Genomic DNA, 17,816 nt, shown 5'->3' with positions numbered 1-17,816 from the left:
AGTCGTCATTCCGGGGCAATGCGAAAGCGCCGAACCCGGAATGACGAAGACAATGAAGCGCGCACTCTTCCGCACGGTTGCCTAGCTGCACCGCAAAAAACGCAGGCGCAATGGCACGGGACTTGCTGAAATGCTACGCTGGTGGCGCGGAAACCAGGTCTAAGGGCGGCGCTGCCCAATTCACCCACAACTGACGGATCAAGATGCTCGGATATCTGCTTCGCCGCATTCTCGCCGCCATTCCCGTGATGGGCGTGGTCGCGCTGTTTGTGTTTCTCTTGCTGCGGCTGACGCCCGGCGATCCCGCCGCGATTCTGGCCGGCGACAACGCGACGCCCGAACAGCTCGAGCGCATCCGCACTTCCCTCGGCCTCAACGAGCCGCTCTATACACAATTCTTCACCTGGGTCGGCAAGCTGCTGCAAGGCGATCTCGGCGTGTCCTTGATTTCGAACGTGCCGGTCTTGAAGATGATCAGCCAGCGCGTCGAGCCGTCGATCTCGATTGCCCTTTCCACGATCATTCTGGCTATTGTCGTTGCGGTGCCGCTCGGCGTAATCGCGGCGTGGAAGCACGGTACCTGGATCGACCGCTTCGTGATGGGATTGTCGGTGGTCGGCTTCTCCGTGCCGGTATTCGTGATCGGTTATGTGCTGATTCAGATCTTTGCCATCGAGCTGCGGTGGGTGCCGGTGCAGGGTTTCCGCAGCATCACGGCGGGCTTCGGTCCGTTCTTCGAGCGCATCATCCTGCCGACCTGTACGCTGTCCTTTATTTATGTCGCGCTGATCGCGCGCATGACGCGGGCTGCAATGCTGGACGTGCTCGGCGAGGATTACGTCCGCACCGCGAGGGCAAAAGGCATCAGCGAAACGGGCGTGCTGCTGCGCCATGCCCTGCGCAATGCCGCCGTGCCTGTCATCACCGTGATCGGAACGGGATTTGCGCTACTGATTTCCGGCGTCGTTGTCACCGAGAGCGTGTTCAACCTGCCCGGCATCGGCCGCCTGACCGTCGATGCGGTGCTGGCGCGAGATTATCCGGTGATCCAGGCGATGATCCTTCTGACGTCGCTGATCTATGTCACCGTCAATCTTTTGATCGACGTCGCCTACACCCTGCTTGATCCGAGGATTCGCTACTGATGGCGATCGAAACCCTTCCCGAACCGTCAATCCCCGTCACCACGCCGTTCCGGCCGAGACTAGGATTCCTCACGGCGACGCCGATCATCGCCACCGCGACCGTCTGCCTCGCACTCATCATCGCGATGGCGATCGCAGCCCCCCTGCTCGCGCCGCACGATCCGCAATTGCTGGCGCCGGCGCAGCGGCTGAAACCCTCCAGCGCGCAATTTTTGCTCGGCACCGACGCCTATGGCCGCGACGTGCTGTCGCGCATCATTTATGGCGGGCGGATTTCGCTCCTGATCGGCCTTGGCGCGGCGATTTTCTCGATCGGCATCGGGCTCGTGATCGGCCTCGTCTCGGGTTTCTTCAAATGGGTCGACGCCGTGATGATGCGGGTGATGGATGGCCTGATGGCGATCCCTTCGATCCTGCTCGCGATTGCCGTGGTGTCGCTGTCGGGCGCCAGCCTGATGACGGTGCTGGTCGCGATCACCATTCCGGAGATTCCGCGCGTGGCGCGGCTGGTGCGCTCGGTCGTGCTGTCGGCACGCGAGGAGCCTTATGTCGAAGCCGCGATCTCGGTCGGCACCAGCCTGCCCAAGATCATGTGGCGGCATCTGATGCCGAACACGGTGGCGCCGCTGATCGTGCAAGGCACCTATGTTTGCGCTTCCGCCATCCTCACCGAAGCGATTCTCTCGTTCCTCGGCGCCGGCATCAGCCCGGAAACGCCGACCTGGGGCAACATCATGGCCGAGGGCCGCGCCTACTTCCAGGTCAAGCCGTCGCTGATCTTCTGGCCGGGGCTATTGCTGTCGATCGCAATTCTCAGCGTCAATCTGATCGGCGACGCCGCCCGCGACGCGCTCGATCCACGCATGAAGCAGCGGGAGGCGGGCAAATGAAGACTTCTCCACGTCATTGCGAGCGAAGCGAAGCAATCCATCGCGCCGCTCGAAGAAAGAATGGATTGCTTCGTCGCTACGCTCCTCGCAATGACGGCTGAGAAATTCGAAATGAAAAGCACCATCCTCGACATCGACAATCTCATCGTAAGCCTCGGCAAGAAGGCTGGCGGCCCGCGCATCATCGATGGCGTCTCGCTGCAGGTGCGCGACGGCGAAACGCTGTGCGTCGTCGGCGAAAGCGGCTCCGGCAAATCCGTGACGTCGCTGACCGTGATGGGGCTGCTGCAAAAGGGCGCGCTGACCCCGACCGGCGGCAGCGTCAAGCTAGTCGGCGAGGAACTGCTCACCGCCACCGACCGGCGCTTGCGTGAACTGCGCGCTACGCGAATGGCGATGATCTTTCAGGAGCCGATGACGGCGCTCAATCCGGTGGTGCCGGTCGGCCGCCAGATCGACGAGGTCTTGCGCGCCCACACCGATCTCGACGCCCGTGCCCGCCGCCAGAAGATTTTGGCGATGATGGAGCATGTGCGGCTCCCCGATGTGGAGCGCATCTTTGCCTCGTATCCGCACCGGCTGTCGGGCGGACAGCGCCAGCGCATCATGATCGCGATGGCGTTGGTGCTCGAACCGAAATTGCTGATCGCGGACGAGCCGACAACCGCGCTCGATGTCACCACCCAGAAGCAGATCCTCACGCTGATCCGCGATCTGCAGCGCGATCACGGCACCGCGGTGCTGTTCATCACCCATGACATGGGCGTAGTTGCGGAGATCGCCGATCGCGTCGCCGTGATGCGCCACGGCCGGCTGGTCGAGACCGGAACGCTCGACACCATCCTGCGCACGCCGACCATGGAGTACACCCGCGACCTGCTGTCTTCAGTGCCAAGCCTGGTGCCGCGGGCGCCGCGCGCGGAGACGGAAGAGCCGGTGGTGCTGGAAGCCAATGAACTGGGCAAGGTCTATCGCGAGCGTTCATTCCTCGGAAAGACACGCGAAGTCGCCGCCGCCAAGGACGTCACCCTCACCTTGCGCAAGGGCCGCACGCTTGGCATCGTCGGCGAAAGCGGCTCCGGCAAGTCTACCGTGGCGCGCTGCATCGTCCGCCTGATCGATCCGACTTCCGGCGGCGTCCGCCTTGCGGGCCGCGAGATCTCCGACCTGTCGCGGCAACTCTTGCAGCCGCACCGCAAGAAGATCCAGATCATCTTCCAGGACCCCTATCGCTCGCTCAATCCGCGCGTCACCGTCGGCGAAACCATTGCCGAAGGTCCGATCAATTACGGCATGCCGCGCGCCGAAGCGCTGGCGAAGGCGCGCGAACTGCTCGAACTGGTCGATTTGCCGGCGGATGCCGTGTCGCGCTACCCGCATCAATTCTCTGGCGGCCAGCGCCAGCGTATCGCGATTGCGCGCGCGCTCGCGCTCGACCCCGACGTGCTGGTTGCGGACGAAGCCGTCTCGGCGCTCGACGTCTCCGTGCAGGCGCAGGTGCTCGAACTGCTCGACGAAATCCAGAAGCGGCTGGGCATTGCGTTGTTGTTCATCACCCATGATCTTCGCGTCGCAGCGCAAATCTGCGACGATGTCGCCGTGATGCAACATGGCCGGATCGTCGAACAGGGCCCGGCCGCGCAGGTGCTGACCCATCCGCAGCAAGCCTATACCAAGGCATTGCTCGATGCGGCGCCCGGACGTGGTTGGGATTTTGCCAATTTCCGGCCGGTGGAAGTGGCGGCGGAATAATCACGGCCTCTCCCCGTCATTGCGGGACCACCCGGTCGGCGCGACGCGCCGCCGGATGACAGGCTCCGCGAAGCAATCCATGGTGCCGCTTGCGGAGATATGGATTGCTTCGTCGCGTCGCTCGCAATGACGGGCTGGTGGCGGTGCAAGGCAATCGCTTACGCCCACGCGGCATGCAAAACGGAATTGCTCCTCGGCTTGCGCTTGCCACGATGTCCCGCTTAACGTCCCCCCAACGAAAAACACCGGCTGAGAAATTATGACCCGCATCGCCGTCGGCGGCTTCCTGCACGAGACCAACACCTTCGCGCCGACCAAGGCGACCTATGCGGATTTTGTTCATGGCGGCGGCTGGCCGGCGATGGCGCACGGGCCTGAGGTCCTCAAGGTCATGCGCAAGATCAATGTCGGCCTCGCCGGCTTCGTCGAAGCCGCCGACGCCAATGGCTGGGAGCTGGTTCCGACGATTTCCGCGGCCGCGAGCCCCTCGGCGCATGTCACGACGGATGCCTTCGAGCGCGTCATGAAGGAGATGGTCGACGGCATCGCCAATGCCGGGCCGATCGATGCCGTTTATCTCGACCTGCACGGCGCCATGGTGACCGAACAACACGACGATGGCGAAGGTGAAATTTTGGCGCGCGTGCGCAAAGTGATCGGCAAGGATTTGCCGCTGGTCGCAAGCCTCGATCTGCACGCCAATGTCTCGCCCGAGATGATCGCGCATGCGGATGCACTGATCGCCTACCGCACCTATCCCCACGTCGACATGGCCGACACCGGACGCGCCTGTGCCAAGCACCTTGCACTGCTGCTGCAGACCAGCGAACGCTTCGCCAAGGCGTTCCGGCAATTGCCGTTCCTCATCCCGATCTCCTGGCAATGCACCAATGATCAGCCGACCAGGGGCATCTATGAAAGGCTCGCTGGCCTCGAAAGCGATGCGGTGCCGACGCTGTCGTTCGCGCCGGGTTTTCCGGCGGCGGATTTTCCTCATTGCGGACCGAGCGTGTTTGCCTATGGAAGGACGCAGGCGGACGCGGACGCCGCCGCCGACAGGATCGTCGCGCTCGTCGAGGGCCATGAAGACGATTTCGACGGGCGCATCTATTCGCCCGACGACGGCGTGCGCCTCGCCATGGAGCTTGCGAAATCGGCGACGCGGCCGATCATCATCGCCGACACCCAGGACAATCCCGGCGCCGGCGGCGATTCCGACACCACCGGCATGCTGCGCGCCCTGGTGCGCAACAACGCCGCCGGTGCCGCCACGGGCGTGATCTACGATCCGGAGTCGGCCAAAGCGGCGCATGCGGCGGGCGCCGGCGCCACCGTGACGCTGGCGCTCGGCGGCAAATCGGGCATCCCGGGCGACGCCCCGTACAAGGAAATCTTCGTCGTCGAGAAACTGTCCGACGGCAAATTCGTGGCGCCCGGCCCGTACTACGGTGGCCGCGACATGGACATGGGCCCCTCGGCTTGCCTGCGCATCGGCGATGTCAGGGTCGTCGTCGGCTCTTACAAGGCGCAGCTCGCCGATCAAGCGATGTACCGCTACGTCGGCATCGAGCCGACCGAACAGAAAATCCTGGTCAACAAGAGCTCGGTGCATTTCCGCGCCGATTTCGAACCGATTGCCGAAAAACTCCTGATCTGCGCCGCCCCCGGCGCGATGCCGGCGGATACTGCAGCGCTGCCCTGGACGCGGCTACGTCCGGGCATTCGCCTCAAGCCGAACGGCCCCGCCTTTACCCCATCCGCTCCCTCACGCTCAAAATCTTCAGTCAGGGGATAAACAGACATGCCCACCATCGAACTTATCGACGGCTACGCCGAGGAACTCACCGCCATCCGCCGCGATCTGCATGCCCATCCCGAGATCGGCTTCGAGGAGGTGCGCACTTCCGGGATCGTCGCCGAGAAGCTGAAGGGCTGGGGCATCGAGGTGCATCGCGGCCTCGGCGGCACCGGCGTGATCGGCGTGCTCAAGGGCAAGGGCAGCGGCGGCAAGCGCATTGGCCTGCGCGCCGACATGGATGCGCTGCCGATGGAAGAAAATACCAACCTGAAGTGGCGCTCGACCATTCCGGGCCGCTTTCACGGCTGCGGCCATGACGGCCACACCACGATGCTGCTCGGCACAGCGCGCTACCTGGCCGAGACGAAAAATTTCGACGGCACCGTGCATTTCATCTTCCAGCCCGCCGAGGAAGGCCTCGGCGGTGCGCGCGCCATGATCAAGGATGGGCTGTTCCAAAAATTTCCCTGCGACGAGATCTATGGCCTGCACAACGCGCCGGACCTCAATCACGGCGAAATCGCGATCCTGCCGGGACCAGCGATGGCCGGCGCCGACTTCTTCGATATCACCATCCAGGGTTATGGCGCGCATGGCGCGATGCCGGAGCGCTCCAGGGACGCGGTCGTGATCGCGACCACGCTCGCGCAGGCACTGCAGACCATCGTCAGCCGCAACGTCGATCCCTTGAAGGCGGCAGTGCTGTCGATCACTCAGATTCATTCGGGCTCCGCCTATAATGTGATCCCCGGCGACGCCAAGCTGTGCGGCACGGTCCGGGCCTTCGATGACGGCGTCCGCGCGCTGATCCGCGAACGTATGCACGCTATCTGCGCAGGCATTGCCGCGACCTTCCAGGCAGAGATCACCGCCGACATCCGCGACGGCTTCAGCGTGCTGGTCAACGAGGAGGAGCAGTCCCGGGTGGTCGAGGCGGTGGCGAAGACGGTCGTCGACCCGGCCAACGTGTTCACGCGCGCGACGCCGAAGATGGGCAGCGAGGATTTTGCCGACATGATGCAAGCGGTGCCCGGCGCCTATTTCTGGATCGGCCACGACGGCTCGGTCCCCGTGCACAATCCCGGCTACGTGCTCGACGACAAGATCCTGCCGATCGGCGCCAGCATGTTTGCCCGCATCATCGAAACCCGTTTGCCGGTAGGTTAGCATGCATAAACCAGCCCCCGAGGAAGAGGTCACCTCGCTGCATGACCTCTCCGCCACCGACCTGATCGCCGGCTATCGCGCCAAGCAGTTCTCGCCGTCGGAAGTGCTGGAGGAAGTGATCGCGCATGTCGCGGCGTGGGAGCCGCACATCAAGGCGCTGTATCTGTTCGATCCCGATGGGGCGCGCGCTGCCGCGAGAGCATCGACCGAGCGGTGGCAGAAGGGCGAGCCTGTAGGCACGCTCGATGGCGTGCCGGTTACGATCAAGGATAATATCGCTACCAAGGGCCAACCGATTCCGCTCGGCGCCGCCAGCGTGAAGCTGGCAGCGGCCGGGAAGGACGCACCGCCCGCCGCACGATTGCGTGAAGCCGGTGCGATCATCTTCTCCAAAACGACGATGCCGGACTACGGCATGCTGTCGTCTGGGCTCTCCAGTTTCCATCCCCTCACCCGCAATCCCTGGGATCTCAGCAAGAACCCTGGCGGCTCTTCTGCCGGCGCCGGCGCAGCAGCCGCTGCCGGTTACGGTCCGCTGCATCTGGGCACCGATATCGGCGGCTCGGTACGGCTGCCGGCCTGCTGGTGCGGGCTGGTCGCGCTGAAGCCGAGCCTCGGCCGCATTCCGATCGATCCGCCCTATGTCGGTCGCGTCGCCGGGCCGATGACCAGGACTGTGGACGATGCCGCGCTGATGATGTGCGTCCTGGCGAAGCCGGATCGCCGCGACGGCATGAGTCTGCCGGCCGACAGCACCATCCCCTGGAAAGCGCTCGACAAGTCGCCGCGCAAACTGCGCATCGGCCTGATGCTCGACGCCGGCGCCGGGCAGCCGCTGGAAAGCGAAGTCCGCGAGGTTGCGGTAAATGCCGCCAAGGCGTTCGAATCCGCCGGCGCAGTCGTGACCGAAGTCGGCGGCATCCTGACCCGCGAGATGCTCGACGGGCTCGATCATTTCTGGCGAGCCCGGTTGTGGGACGATCTCTCAAAGCTTTCACCCGAGGAGCGCGCCAAGACACTGCCTTACATCCACAAATGGGCAGAAGCCGGCGCCAAACTTTCCGGTGTCGACGTCGTCAGAGGTTTCAACGCAACCATGGCGATCCGCGCCGCGGCGGCAAAGCTATTCTACGAACTCGATTACATGATCTCGCCGGTATCGCCGGTGGTGAACTTCCCGGCCGAGTTTGCAGCGCCCATCAACGATCCGGACAGGCCGTTCGAGCATATCTGCTACACGGTGCCGTGGAACATGTCGGAAAACCCGGCGCTCTCGATCAATGGCGGCTACGACGCGAAGGGTTTTCCGATCGGCGTGCAGATCATCGGCCGCCGCTTCGACGATCTCGGCGTGCTCGGCATGGCCAAGGCCTTCGAGGGCCTGCGCGGCCCGCAGCGGCCGTGGCCGACGCCACCGAAGACGTAGATTCTTTATACCTCCGTCATGGCGGGGCTTGTCCCGGCCATCTACGTCTTTACGCTGTCGATGCATAGAAAGACATGGATGCCCGCCACAAGGCCGGACATGACGATGCGTTAAGCAGCCAATAAGAACACACAGGAAGGCACCCCCAATGGCGTATGAGACCATCAAGTACGAGGTCGACGATCAGATTCTCACCATCACGCTGAACCGGCCCGACAAACTCAACGCCTTCAACGGCACGATGCAGCAGGAATTGATCGATGCCTTCGATGCCGCTGACAAAGACGACAATGTCCGCGCCATCATCGTCACCGGCGCAGGCCGCGGCTTCTGCGCCGGCGCGGACCTTTCTTCCGGCGCCAACACGTTCGACCGCGACGCCCGGCGCGGACCGGTGAAGCGGCTTGCCGATGGGGCGGTCGACTACAGCGATCCCATGGTGCGCGATGGTGGCGGCCAGGTGACGCTGCGGATATTCAAATGCTTGAAACCCGTGATTGCCGCGGTGAATGGACCCGCGGTCGGCATCGGCGTCACCATGCAGCTTGCAATGGACATCCGCATCGCAAGTGACGCCGCACGCTTCGGCTTCGTGTTCTCCCAGCGCGGCATCGTGCCGGAAGCCGCCTCGAGCTGGTTCCTGCCGCGTATCGTCGGCATCTCGCAGGCGCTGGAATGGTGCTATTCGGGCCGCGTGTTCCCGGCGCAGGAAGCGCTCGCCGGCCGCCTCGTCAGCAAGGTGGTGCCGCCGGAGGATTTGCTGCCGACCGCACGCGCGCTCGCCAGGGAATTCGCCGCCAAGACCGCGCCGGTGTCGGTCGCGCTGATCCGGCAGATGATGTGGCGCATGCTGGGCGCCGACGATCCGATGGAAGCCCACAAGGTCGACAGCCGTGGCATCTACGCCCGCGGCCGCTCGGACGACGTGAAAGAAGGCGTGGTGTCGTTTCTGGAAAAGCGCCCGGCGCAGTTCAAGAACAAGGTGTCGAGCGACATGCCGGACTATTTCCCGTGGTGGACGGAGCGGGAGTACAAGTGAGGCGATAGCCGCAACTCACCTGCCCTTTGCCTTCTCGAAGAATCACGCGGTATGGGTCCCCGCGTTCGCGGGGACGACGATGGAGTATTACCCCATCGTCAGCGCCACCCGTCCGATCGCCTTGCGGTCGATCAACAGCCGCATTGCCTTCGCGTAATCCTCCAGCGGTAGCCGATGCGAGACGTTGGGACGGATTGTGCCGGCCTCCGCCCATTGCGTCAGCGCCTTGATCCGCACCTCGCCAAGCGCGGGATTTCTCCGCACCGCTTCGCCGGCACGGACGCCCAATACACTGGCGCCCTTGATCATCAACAGATTGGTCTTGGCGAGACCGATGCCGCCGGTGAAGCCGATCACCAGGAGCCGCGCACCCCAATTGATGCAGCGCATCGAGTTCTCGAACACCTCGCCGCCGACGGGATCGAACACCACATCAGCACCCTGCCCGTCGGTGATGCGTTTGACGGCATCACGGAACGGTTCTTGGTCGTAGCGGATGAGATGATCGGCGCCCCTCGCTTTCGCAATCGCAAGCTTCTCATCGCTTGAAGCGGTCGCGATCACGGTCGCACCGAGCACCTTGCCGATCTCGACAGCGGCAAGCCCGACGCCGCCGCCCGCGCCATGCACCAGCAGCACTTCGCCTGGTTCCAACCGCCCGCGGTCGATCAGCGCGTGATAGGCGGTGCCATGGCCGGCCAGGAACGTCGCGCCCTCGGCATAATCGAACGTCGACGGCAGGCGCACGAGCTGCGAGGCCGCGGCGACCGCTTCATCGGAATAGGCGCCGTGACGCATCTTGACGATGACCCTGTCGCCCACCGCGACGCCCGGCGCTTCGTTCACTTCGACGACATCGCCGGCGGCTTCCACGCCCGGTGTAAACGGCAATGGCGGCTTAAGCTGATATTCGCCCGCTGCCATCAAAATATCGGGAAAATTGATGCCGGCGGCGCGGATGGCGACGCGCACCTGCCCCGGCGCGAGTGGTGCCGAGGCAAACGTTTCGAGGCGCAGGCGCTCGGGCGGCCCGAGCTCGCGGCAGACGACGGCTCTCGGCATCAGGCAGCCCGCGCTTTCAGGCGCTCCAGCGCCTCGCGGATCAGCGGCATCCGGTCGTTGCCGAAGTACATGTCTGATTTGTCAACGAAGATCGTCGGCGAGCCAAAACCGCCGCGCGCCATCACCTCGTCCGTGTTGGCCTTGAGTTGATCCTTGATCGCCTGCTGGCCGATACCCTCGAAGAATTTGACTTGGTCGATGCCGACCTTCTTGCAGATTTCCGTCAGTACCGAATCCTGCGAGATGTCCTTGTCGCCGCCCCAATAGGCCTCAAACACCGCGGTGACGAACGGCACCATGTCGTTTCCGAGCCAGACGCAGCCGCGCATCGCCTTGACGCTGTTCACCGGAAACACCGTCGGCGGCATCTTGATCGAAAGCCCAGCCGAGCGCGCCCAGTCGGCGAGGTCTTTCTTCATGTAGCGCGCCTTCAACGGCACCGGTGTTTCGCGCTGCGCATAGACGCTCGGATTGACAGTATTGAAGATGCCGCCGACCAGGATCGGCCGCCAGGTGATCTCGACACCGAGCTCCTTGCCGAGCGGCTGGATGTTATGAAAGGCAAGATAGGTCCAGGGGCTGGAGCAATCGAAGAAGAATTCGAGCATGGAATTTCCTTTTGTTGGTTCTCGAGCCTCATCCTGAGGAGCGCGGAACGCGCGTCTCGAAGGATGAGGGCACTGGAGGGGCCGCCGCCGCGGCGGCTGCCTCGTGGCCTACCGAAAGCCCAGTTCCTCCAGTATGATCGAGATTTTCCCGGCAATGGGGACTTTTGTTGTTCTGTACCTTGATCTTAAGACATGGCAGACAGGCGCTCAATCCGAACCGACCGGGAGGCTCCCATGCTGTTTCCAACCACGATCGCAGGCTCCTTGCCGAAGCCGGAATGGCTGGCCGAGCCCAACACGCTCTGGGCGCCCTGGAAATCTAAAGGCGACGAGCTCACCCGCGCCAAGCGCGACGCCACCATGCTGGCAGTGAAGCTGCAGGAAGATTCCGGCATCGATATCGTCACCGAGGGTGAGCAGGCCCGCCAGCATTTCGTTCACGGCTTCCTGGAGAAGGTCGAGGGCATCGATTTCGCCCACAAGGTCGAGATGGGCATCCGCAAGGATCGCTACAAGGCGATGGTGCCGCAGGTGACAGCGCCGCTGACGCTGAAGGGCCGCGTCCATGCGGACGAGGCCCGCGTCGCCCGCTCCCATACCACCCGCAAGCTAAAGTTCACCCTGCCCGGCCCGATGACCATCGCCGACACCGTCGCAGACCGGTTCTATGGAGACAAGGTCAAGATGGCGTTCGCCTTTGCCGAGCTGCTCAACAACGAGGCCAAGGCGCTGCAGGCCGACGGCGTCGATGTGATCCAGTTCGACGAGCCCGCCTTCAACGTCTTCATGGATGAAGTTTCCGACTGGGGCATCAAGGCACTTGAGCGCGCAGCCGAAGGGCTGACCTGCGCCACCGCGGTTCACATCTGCTACGGCTATGGCATCAAGGCCAATACCGACTGGAAACAGACGCTGGGCAGCGAATGGCGGCAATACGAGGATATTTTCCCGGCGATCGCCAAAAGCCCGATCCAGCAGGTCGCGATCGAGTGCCGCAACTCGAAAGTGCCTCTGGATCTGCTGGCCCTGCTTCCTGGCAAGATCATCCAGGCCGGCGTGATCGACGTCGCCAGCGACACGGTCGAGACGGCCGAGGATGTCGTCAAGGTGATCGAGGCGGTCGCGAAATTCGTGCCGCTTGACAACATCGTCGCGACCACCAATTGCGGCATGGCGCCGATGCGGAGAGATGTCGCGGAGGCGAAACTGGCGGCGCTGGGCGCCGGCGCGAAATTGGCGCGGCAGAAGCTCGGATGATGCTTCCCTTCCCTCTCCCGCGCGCGGTGGAGGGTCAAGGTGCAGTTCTCCCCCGCAAGCGGGAGAGAGGGCAGACCGCGCATCAGTTCCGCTAGCTAACTCGCGCTTGGATGCAGTACCGGCCGATATCCGGCATTGAATGCGCGCAGCGTTGACGGCGGCGTCAGCAGGATTACGTCCCCGATTGCGCCTTCCACCTTGCGATAGCCGGTCATCGACCATTGCAGCGCCCTGCCCCGCACGATCAGAAAACTCTCCTCATCCCGGTGCACCATCGCACCGTCGGGCAGTTGCGCCACCGGCATCGGCAGCGCATGCAGCCGCTTCTTGCCGCGTTCCAGCCGCTCGCGATGCAGTAGGCTGTCCATCTCACGCGCACGAATATTCGAAACGCCGTTCCCCTTCTCCCACGCGGCGCGAAAACGGTTGGCTTCGTCGCGGCGGCAGAAGAAGCATGGGCGATGGCCGGCCGCGAACGCGGTCGCCTCGTCGAGGAAGAACAGCTCCGTCCAGCTCCGCCGGCCCATTACCGGCCGCCGCCAGCCCCTGAACTCGCAGACGCAGGTGATCCACGCCGGGCTCGACCAGCGCTTCCTCAATAGCGTCTTGGTCGCGGGATCATGGATGATGCCGCGGTTGCCGGTGAACAGGCCGCGATGCGGAGTTGCGATGATGTCGCCAGTGGGTGTGACGCGGTTTTGCAGGGGCATGTGACGGGCGCGAGTGGCGAATGGCGAGTAATGGTATCTTTCTCTATTCGCTATTTCGCCATTCGCTATTCGTCCTACGCTCACGGACGGATCGGCGGCTGAAACGACAGCGCGGTATCCCAGGGAAAATGGATCCAGGTGTCCTGCGACACTTCTGTGATGAAAGTATCGACCAGCGGCTTGCCCTTCGGCTTGGCGTAGACGGTGGCGAAATGCGCATCGGGTAGCATCTGGCGCACCAGCCGCCCGGTGGCGCCGGTATCGACGAGGTCGTCGACGATCAACAGCCCCTTGCCGGTACCGCCCCCGAGTTTGGCGACATCGGCACACACGCCCTTGAGCACCTGCAGGTCACCCTGGCTGGTGTGGTCGTAGCTCGCAACGCAGACGGTATCGATGATGCGAATGCCGAGTTCGCGGGCCACGATCGCGGCTGGCACGAGGCCGCCGCGGGTGATCGCTATGATGGCATGAAACGGCCCGACCTCGTTGAGCCGCCAGGTCAGCGCCCGGCAATCCCGGTGAAACTGGTCCCAGGACACCGGAAAAGGCCGGCCGGCTTTCGCCTCGGCGCTCGGTTCGTAATTATTGTCTGCCACGCTGCTTCGCCTTGTCGCTTCGTCTTGTCCTGGCCTGTCTGCTACCGGGTGGTGACGTTCAATGCCGCAAGCATCTCCTTCACCGCAGTCATCGCGGCGTTGAGCTTGTCGGGATCGCGCGAGCGGACCACCAGGTTGGTGTTCGGCCTCTTGTCCTCGTCCATGAACGGATAGCTGCCGATGATGGTGTCGGGATGGGCGATGGCGATTTCCCGCAGCGGCCCGCCGATGTCGCCTTCGCGCGCATTGGCCCGCACGGAATCGGATAGCATCCGCACGCCCGATTTCAGCTTGGGCGCTACGATGTCCATCATCGCCTGCATGATCGAGGGGATGCCGGCCATCACGATGACATTGCCGAGCTTGAAGCCGGGCGCGAGGATGGTCGCGCTCTGGATCAGTTCGGCGCCGTCGGGCACGCGGGCCATGCGCAGCCGCGCCTCGTTCAGATCCTGCTCGCTCCAGCGCTCGCGGAAGCGCGCCACCACCTCCGGGTGATGACCGATCCCGACATCGAAGGCCTTGGCGACGCTGTCGGCGGTGATGTCGTCATGGGTCGGCCCAATGCCGCCGGTGGTGAAGACGTAGGTGTAACGCTTCCGCAGTGCATTAAGGGCGTCGACAATGTCGGTCTCGTCGTCGGCGACGACGCGGACCTCCTTGAGATCGATCCCGATGTTGGTCAGGTACTCGGCGATGAAGCCGATGTTCTTGTCCTTGGTCCGGCCGGACAGGATCTCGTCGCCGATGACCAGAATACCCGCCGTGACGATCTCGCTCATGACTTCTCCCCACCTGTCCCGTACTTTGCGCAAGCAACGCATTGAAGTCACGGGGGTTTGCTGCCGAAATAAGCACCCGGCCGCCTTTTTTTAGGGCAGCGCGGCCGGCTACCCACACGAAATGCCGCAAGCCATTGCATATCGCGCTGGCCCGAGCCTTGCTACCATCCTGTAATGTCATGCACTGTGCCGCATGGCTTCGAGAGATAGTCAGGATTTATGGCAGTTGCCTTCGATGAGATGAACGGCCCCGGCGGGGACCTCCGCCCGGCCTATCGGGAGCTCTCCCGCTGGCTGAAGGAGACGCCTCCGGACGCGCTCGAGTATCGCCGGCAGGAGGCGGAACTCTTGTTCCGCCGGATCGGCATCACCTTCGCCGTCTATGGCGACGCCGAAGCCCAGGAGCGGCTGATCCCCTTCGACGTGATCCCGCGAATCATGTCGGCAAAAGAATGGTCCCTGCTGGAAAAAGGCCTGAAGCAGCGGGTCCGCGCGCTCAACATGTTCTTGCGCGACATCTACCACGGCCGCGACATCCTGCGCGCCAACCTCATCCCTGACGACCTGATCTTCCAGAACCCGGTCTTCCGTCCCGAGATGAACGGCCAGAGCGTGCCGCACGACGTCTATGTGCACATCGCCGGCATCGACATCGTCCGGGTCGACGCCGACAATTTCATCGTGCTGGAGGACAATGCGCGGACGCCCTCGGGCGTGTCCTACATGCTGGAAAACCGCGAAATCATGATGCGGCTGTTTCCGGACCTGTTCGCCCGCCACCGCGTGGCGCCGGTGGAGAGATATCCGGACGAATTGCTGTCGGCGCTGCGCTCGGTGGCGCCGCTCTCCGCCTCGGCCGAGCCGACGGTCGCGCTGATGACGCCCGGCGTCTACAACTCCGCCTATTACGAGCACTCTTTCCTCGCCGACAAGCTCGGCATCGAACTGGTCGAGGGCCGCGACCTCATCGTCAAGAACGATGAGGTGTTCATGCGTACCACCGAGGGCCTGAAACGCGTCGATGTGATCTATCGCCGCGTCGACGACGATTTCCTCGATCCCTTGACCTTCCGGCCGGATTCGGCGCTCGGTGTGCCCGGGCTGATGTCGGCTTATGCGGCCGGCAATATCACGCTGGCGAACGCGGTCGGCACCGGCATTGCCGACGACAAGGCGATCTATTCCTACATGCCGGAGATCGTAAAGTTCTATCTCGGCGAAGAACCGATCCTGAAGAACGTACCGACCTGGCGCTGCCGCGAGCCGAAGGACCTGTCCTACGTGCTCGACAATCTGAGCGAACTGGTGGTGAAGGAAGTGCACGGCTCCGGCGGCTACGGCATGCTGATCGGTCCCGCCGCGACCAAGGCGACGATCGAGGCGTTCCGCGACAAACTCAAGCGCGAGCCGGAGGGCTTTATCGCCCAGCCGACGCTGGCGCTCTCCACCTGCCCGACCTGCACCGCGTCCGGCCTCGCGCCGCGCCATGTCGACTTGCGGCCCTTCGTGCTGACGGGAAGCAAGCACGTCACCATCGTGCCGGGCGGATTGACGCGGGTGGCGCTGAAGGAAGGCTCGCTGGTGGTCAATTCGAGCCAAGGAGGCGGCACCAAGGACACCTGGATACTGGACGAATAGAGAGCGAAATTTTCGTATGCTGTCGCGCACTGCCGAAAACCTGTACTGGCTGGCCCGCTACGTCGAGCGCGCCGAATACATCGCGCGCACCATCGACGCGACGCTGCGTGTCACCGCGCTGCCCGCGGCCTATATCGGCAAGACCAATGAGTGGGAATCGGCGCTTCTGACGGCCGGCGTCAGCGCGAGCTTCTACGAGGTCTATCTGGAGGCCACCGAACAGAACGTCGTCGAGTACCTGGCATTCTCGCCTTCGAATCCCTCCTCGATCAAGAACTGCATCGAGGCCGCCCGGCTCAATTCGCGCTCGGTTCGCACCGCGCTGACATCGGAGATGTGGGACACCATCAATTCGGCGTGGATCGAGCTGCAGGAAGTCTGGGGCAAGGGCACGTCGAGCCGCGAGGAGCTGGCGCGGTTTCTGCGCTTCGTGCAGGAGACTTCGTTGCGGTTCGACGGCTCGGCCTACCGGACCATGCTGCGCAACGACGCCTACTGGTTCTCGCGGCTGGGGCTGCATCTGGAGCGCGCCGACAACACCGCGCGCATTCTCGACGTGAAATATCACGTGCTGCTGCCCGAGGAGGAGCACGTCGGCGGCCCGCTGGACTACTACCAGTGGACCTCGATCCTACGTTCAGTGTCGGCGCTGACGGCCTACCACTGGGTCTATCGCGAGACGCTGAAACCGTGGCTGATCGCCGACCTCCTGATCCTCAACGATACGCTGCCGCGGTCGCTGGCGAGCTGCTACAGCAATCTGGTGCGCAATCTCGACCAGATCGGCGTCGCCTACGGCCGCCAGGGCGCCGCCCAGCGCCATGCCCGCGGGGTTCGCAACCGGCTTGAACACAGCCATATGGACGATATCTTCCAGCACGGTGTCCATGAGTTCATCCAGGAATTCATCGCGGACAATTCGAGGCTCGGTGAGATCATCACCAAGCAGTATTTGATTTGATGTCGTCATTCCGGGATGGTCCGAAGGACCAGACCCGGAATCTCGAGATTCCGGGTTCGCTTCGCGCCCCGGAATGACAGTGGAAACTACGGTACGCCATGCGCCTGCGAATTGCCCACTCCACCAGCTATCGCTACGAGCCGCCGGCCACGGGCGTGATTCAGATCCTGCGCATGACGCCCGGCAGCCATGACGGACAGTATGTCGCCGAATGGCAGATCGATGTCTCGACCGACTCTCGCCTCGACATGCACCAGGATGCGTTCGGCAACGTCACGCATGTGCTCACCCACGGACCGATCGCCGACCTCACCATCCATGTCGAGGGCCTGATCGAGACCCATGACACGGGCGGCGTGCTGCGCGGCACCGATGAGCGCTTTCCGCCGAGCCTGTTCCTGCGCCAGACCGCACTAACCGAAGTCAATCCGGCGATGGCGACCTTTGCCCGCGAGCTGCGCTCGGAGTCCGATGGCGACGTGGTCGGTTTCCTGCATGCGCTGATGGTGCAGATCAGCGAGCACATGACGTTTGACGAGGACCCGACCAATTCAGGCACCTCGGCGGCGGAAGCTTTTGCGCTCAAGCGCGGCGTCTGCCAGGACTACGCGCATATCTTCATCGCCTGCGCCCGCTCCGGCGGCGTGCCGGCGCGCTTCGTCTCCGGGCATTTCCTGCGCTCGGACGGAATGCTGCACCAGCAGGCGGGCCACGCCTGGGCGGAAGCTTACGTGCCCGATCTCGGCTGGGTCGGCTTCGATGCCGCCAACGGCATCTGCACCACCGACGCCCACGCCCGCGTCGCGATCGGGCTCGACTATCTCGGCGCGGCCCCGGTACGCGGCACCCGCTATGGCGGCGGCACGGAGACGCTGACGGTTGCGGTCAAGGTCGAACAGGCCGGGCGGCCGGGTCAGTGGCAAAGCCAATCGCAGTAGCCCTGCGTAGGGTGGCAAAGCAAAGCGTGCCCACCATTAAGCAT

Annotated in this window: 16 protein-coding genes; 11 read left to right on the top strand and 5 right to left on the bottom strand. The window is 63.7% G+C overall.

The annotated features are described in order from the left end of the window. Positions 1–203 precede the first annotated feature (203 nt). The 7 genes from LMTR13_RS16050 (at position 204) to LMTR13_RS16020 (ending at position 9,217) form a co-directional block, all read left to right on the top strand. Positions 204–1,145 (top strand): ABC transporter permease, encoded by a 942-nt coding sequence (locus LMTR13_RS16050; RefSeq protein WP_065728714.1) that lies wholly within the window; start codon positions 204–206, stop codon positions 1,143–1,145. Further along, positions 1,145–2,035: an ABC transporter permease gene (locus tag LMTR13_RS16045; RefSeq protein WP_065728713.1), complete on the top strand. Its 891-nt coding sequence runs from the start codon at positions 1,145–1,147 to the stop codon at positions 2,033–2,035. The genes LMTR13_RS16050 and LMTR13_RS16045 overlap by 1 nt, the downstream gene beginning before the upstream one ends. A gap of 111 nt (positions 2,036–2,146) precedes the next feature. Next, a complete protein-coding gene (locus LMTR13_RS16040; RefSeq protein ID WP_065732729.1) occupies positions 2,147–3,787 on the top strand; it encodes an ABC transporter ATP-binding protein in 1,641 nt (546 codons plus the stop codon). A gap of 259 nt (positions 3,788–4,046) precedes the next feature. Next, positions 4,047–5,582 carry a M81 family metallopeptidase gene (locus LMTR13_RS16035; protein ID WP_065728712.1) on the top strand — a complete coding sequence of 512 codons (1,536 nt, stop codon included), beginning with the start codon at positions 4,047–4,049 and terminating at the stop codon, positions 5,580–5,582. A gap of 6 nt (positions 5,583–5,588) precedes the next feature. After that, positions 5,589–6,752 carry a M20 aminoacylase family protein gene (locus tag LMTR13_RS16030; RefSeq protein WP_065728711.1) on the top strand — a complete coding sequence of 388 codons (1,164 nt, stop codon included), beginning with the start codon at positions 5,589–5,591 and terminating at the stop codon, positions 6,750–6,752. Between the two features lies 1 nt (position 6,753). Continuing rightward, positions 6,754–8,178, top strand: coding sequence for an amidase (locus LMTR13_RS16025; RefSeq protein WP_065728710.1), 1,425 nt, complete (start codon positions 6,754–6,756; stop codon positions 8,176–8,178). 148 nt (positions 8,179–8,326) lie between these two features. Further along, positions 8,327–9,217, top strand: coding sequence for a crotonase/enoyl-CoA hydratase family protein (locus tag LMTR13_RS16020; protein WP_065728709.1), 891 nt, complete (start codon positions 8,327–8,329; stop codon positions 9,215–9,217). Between the two features lie 87 nt (positions 9,218–9,304). Here the strand turns inward: LMTR13_RS16020 and LMTR13_RS16015 are convergent, their stop codons facing one another. Together LMTR13_RS16015 and LMTR13_RS16010 are read right to left on the bottom strand one after the other, a co-directional pair. Continuing rightward, positions 9,305–10,279, bottom strand: a complete 975-nt coding sequence (locus LMTR13_RS16015; protein WP_065728708.1) for an NADPH:quinone oxidoreductase family protein — start codon at positions 10,277–10,279, stop codon at positions 9,305–9,307. Beyond that, positions 10,279–10,887, bottom strand: coding sequence for a 2-hydroxychromene-2-carboxylate isomerase (locus tag LMTR13_RS16010; protein ID WP_065728707.1), 609 nt, complete (start codon positions 10,885–10,887; stop codon positions 10,279–10,281). Before LMTR13_RS16010 ends, LMTR13_RS16015 begins: the two co-directional genes overlap by 1 nt. A gap of 234 nt (positions 10,888–11,121) precedes the next feature. Here LMTR13_RS16010 and LMTR13_RS16005 point away from each other — a divergent pair, with 234 nt between their 5' ends. Then, on the top strand, positions 11,122–12,144 hold the full coding sequence (locus LMTR13_RS16005) for a methionine synthase (protein WP_065728706.1): 1,023 nt from the start codon (positions 11,122–11,124) through the stop codon (positions 12,142–12,144). A 95-nt stretch (positions 12,145–12,239) separates the two neighbouring features. On the opposite strand, the gene LMTR13_RS16000 is transcribed toward LMTR13_RS16005, so the two are convergent. From LMTR13_RS16000 to LMTR13_RS15990, 3 genes are all read right to left on the bottom strand, one after another. Beyond that, on the bottom strand, positions 12,240–12,854 hold the full coding sequence (locus LMTR13_RS16000) for a hypothetical protein (protein ID WP_065728705.1): 615 nt from the start codon (positions 12,852–12,854) through the stop codon (positions 12,240–12,242). 80 nt (positions 12,855–12,934) lie between these two features. Beyond that, a complete protein-coding gene (gpt, locus tag LMTR13_RS15995; protein ID WP_065728704.1) occupies positions 12,935–13,453 on the bottom strand; it encodes a xanthine phosphoribosyltransferase in 519 nt (172 codons plus the stop codon). A gap of 41 nt (positions 13,454–13,494) precedes the next feature. After that, positions 13,495–14,235: a competence/damage-inducible protein A gene (locus tag LMTR13_RS15990; RefSeq protein ID WP_065728703.1), complete on the bottom strand. Its 741-nt coding sequence runs from the start codon at positions 14,233–14,235 to the stop codon at positions 13,495–13,497. A 219-nt stretch (positions 14,236–14,454) separates the two neighbouring features. Here LMTR13_RS15990 and LMTR13_RS15985 point away from each other — a divergent pair, with 219 nt between their 5' ends. From LMTR13_RS15985 to LMTR13_RS15975, 3 genes are all read left to right on the top strand, one after another. Further along, on the top strand, positions 14,455–15,873 hold the full coding sequence (locus LMTR13_RS15985; protein WP_065728702.1) for a circularly permuted type 2 ATP-grasp protein: 1,419 nt from the start codon (positions 14,455–14,457) through the stop codon (positions 15,871–15,873). Positions 15,874–15,889: 16 nt separating this feature from the next. Then, positions 15,890–16,834, top strand: a complete 945-nt coding sequence (locus LMTR13_RS15980; protein ID WP_065728701.1) for an alpha-E domain-containing protein — start codon at positions 15,890–15,892, stop codon at positions 16,832–16,834. Between the two features lie 98 nt (positions 16,835–16,932). Then, on the top strand, positions 16,933–17,772 hold the full coding sequence (locus LMTR13_RS15975; RefSeq protein ID WP_065728700.1) for a transglutaminase family protein: 840 nt from the start codon (positions 16,933–16,935) through the stop codon (positions 17,770–17,772). Positions 17,773–17,816: the final 44 nt, after the last annotated feature.

Origin of the sequence: Bradyrhizobium icense, assembly GCF_001693385.1 — a bacterium.
GTDB lineage: Bacteria > Pseudomonadota > Alphaproteobacteria > Rhizobiales > Xanthobacteraceae > Bradyrhizobium > Bradyrhizobium icense.
The sequence above is the reverse complement of the archived record's forward strand: the minus strand, read 5'-3'. Positions and strand labels throughout refer to the sequence as shown.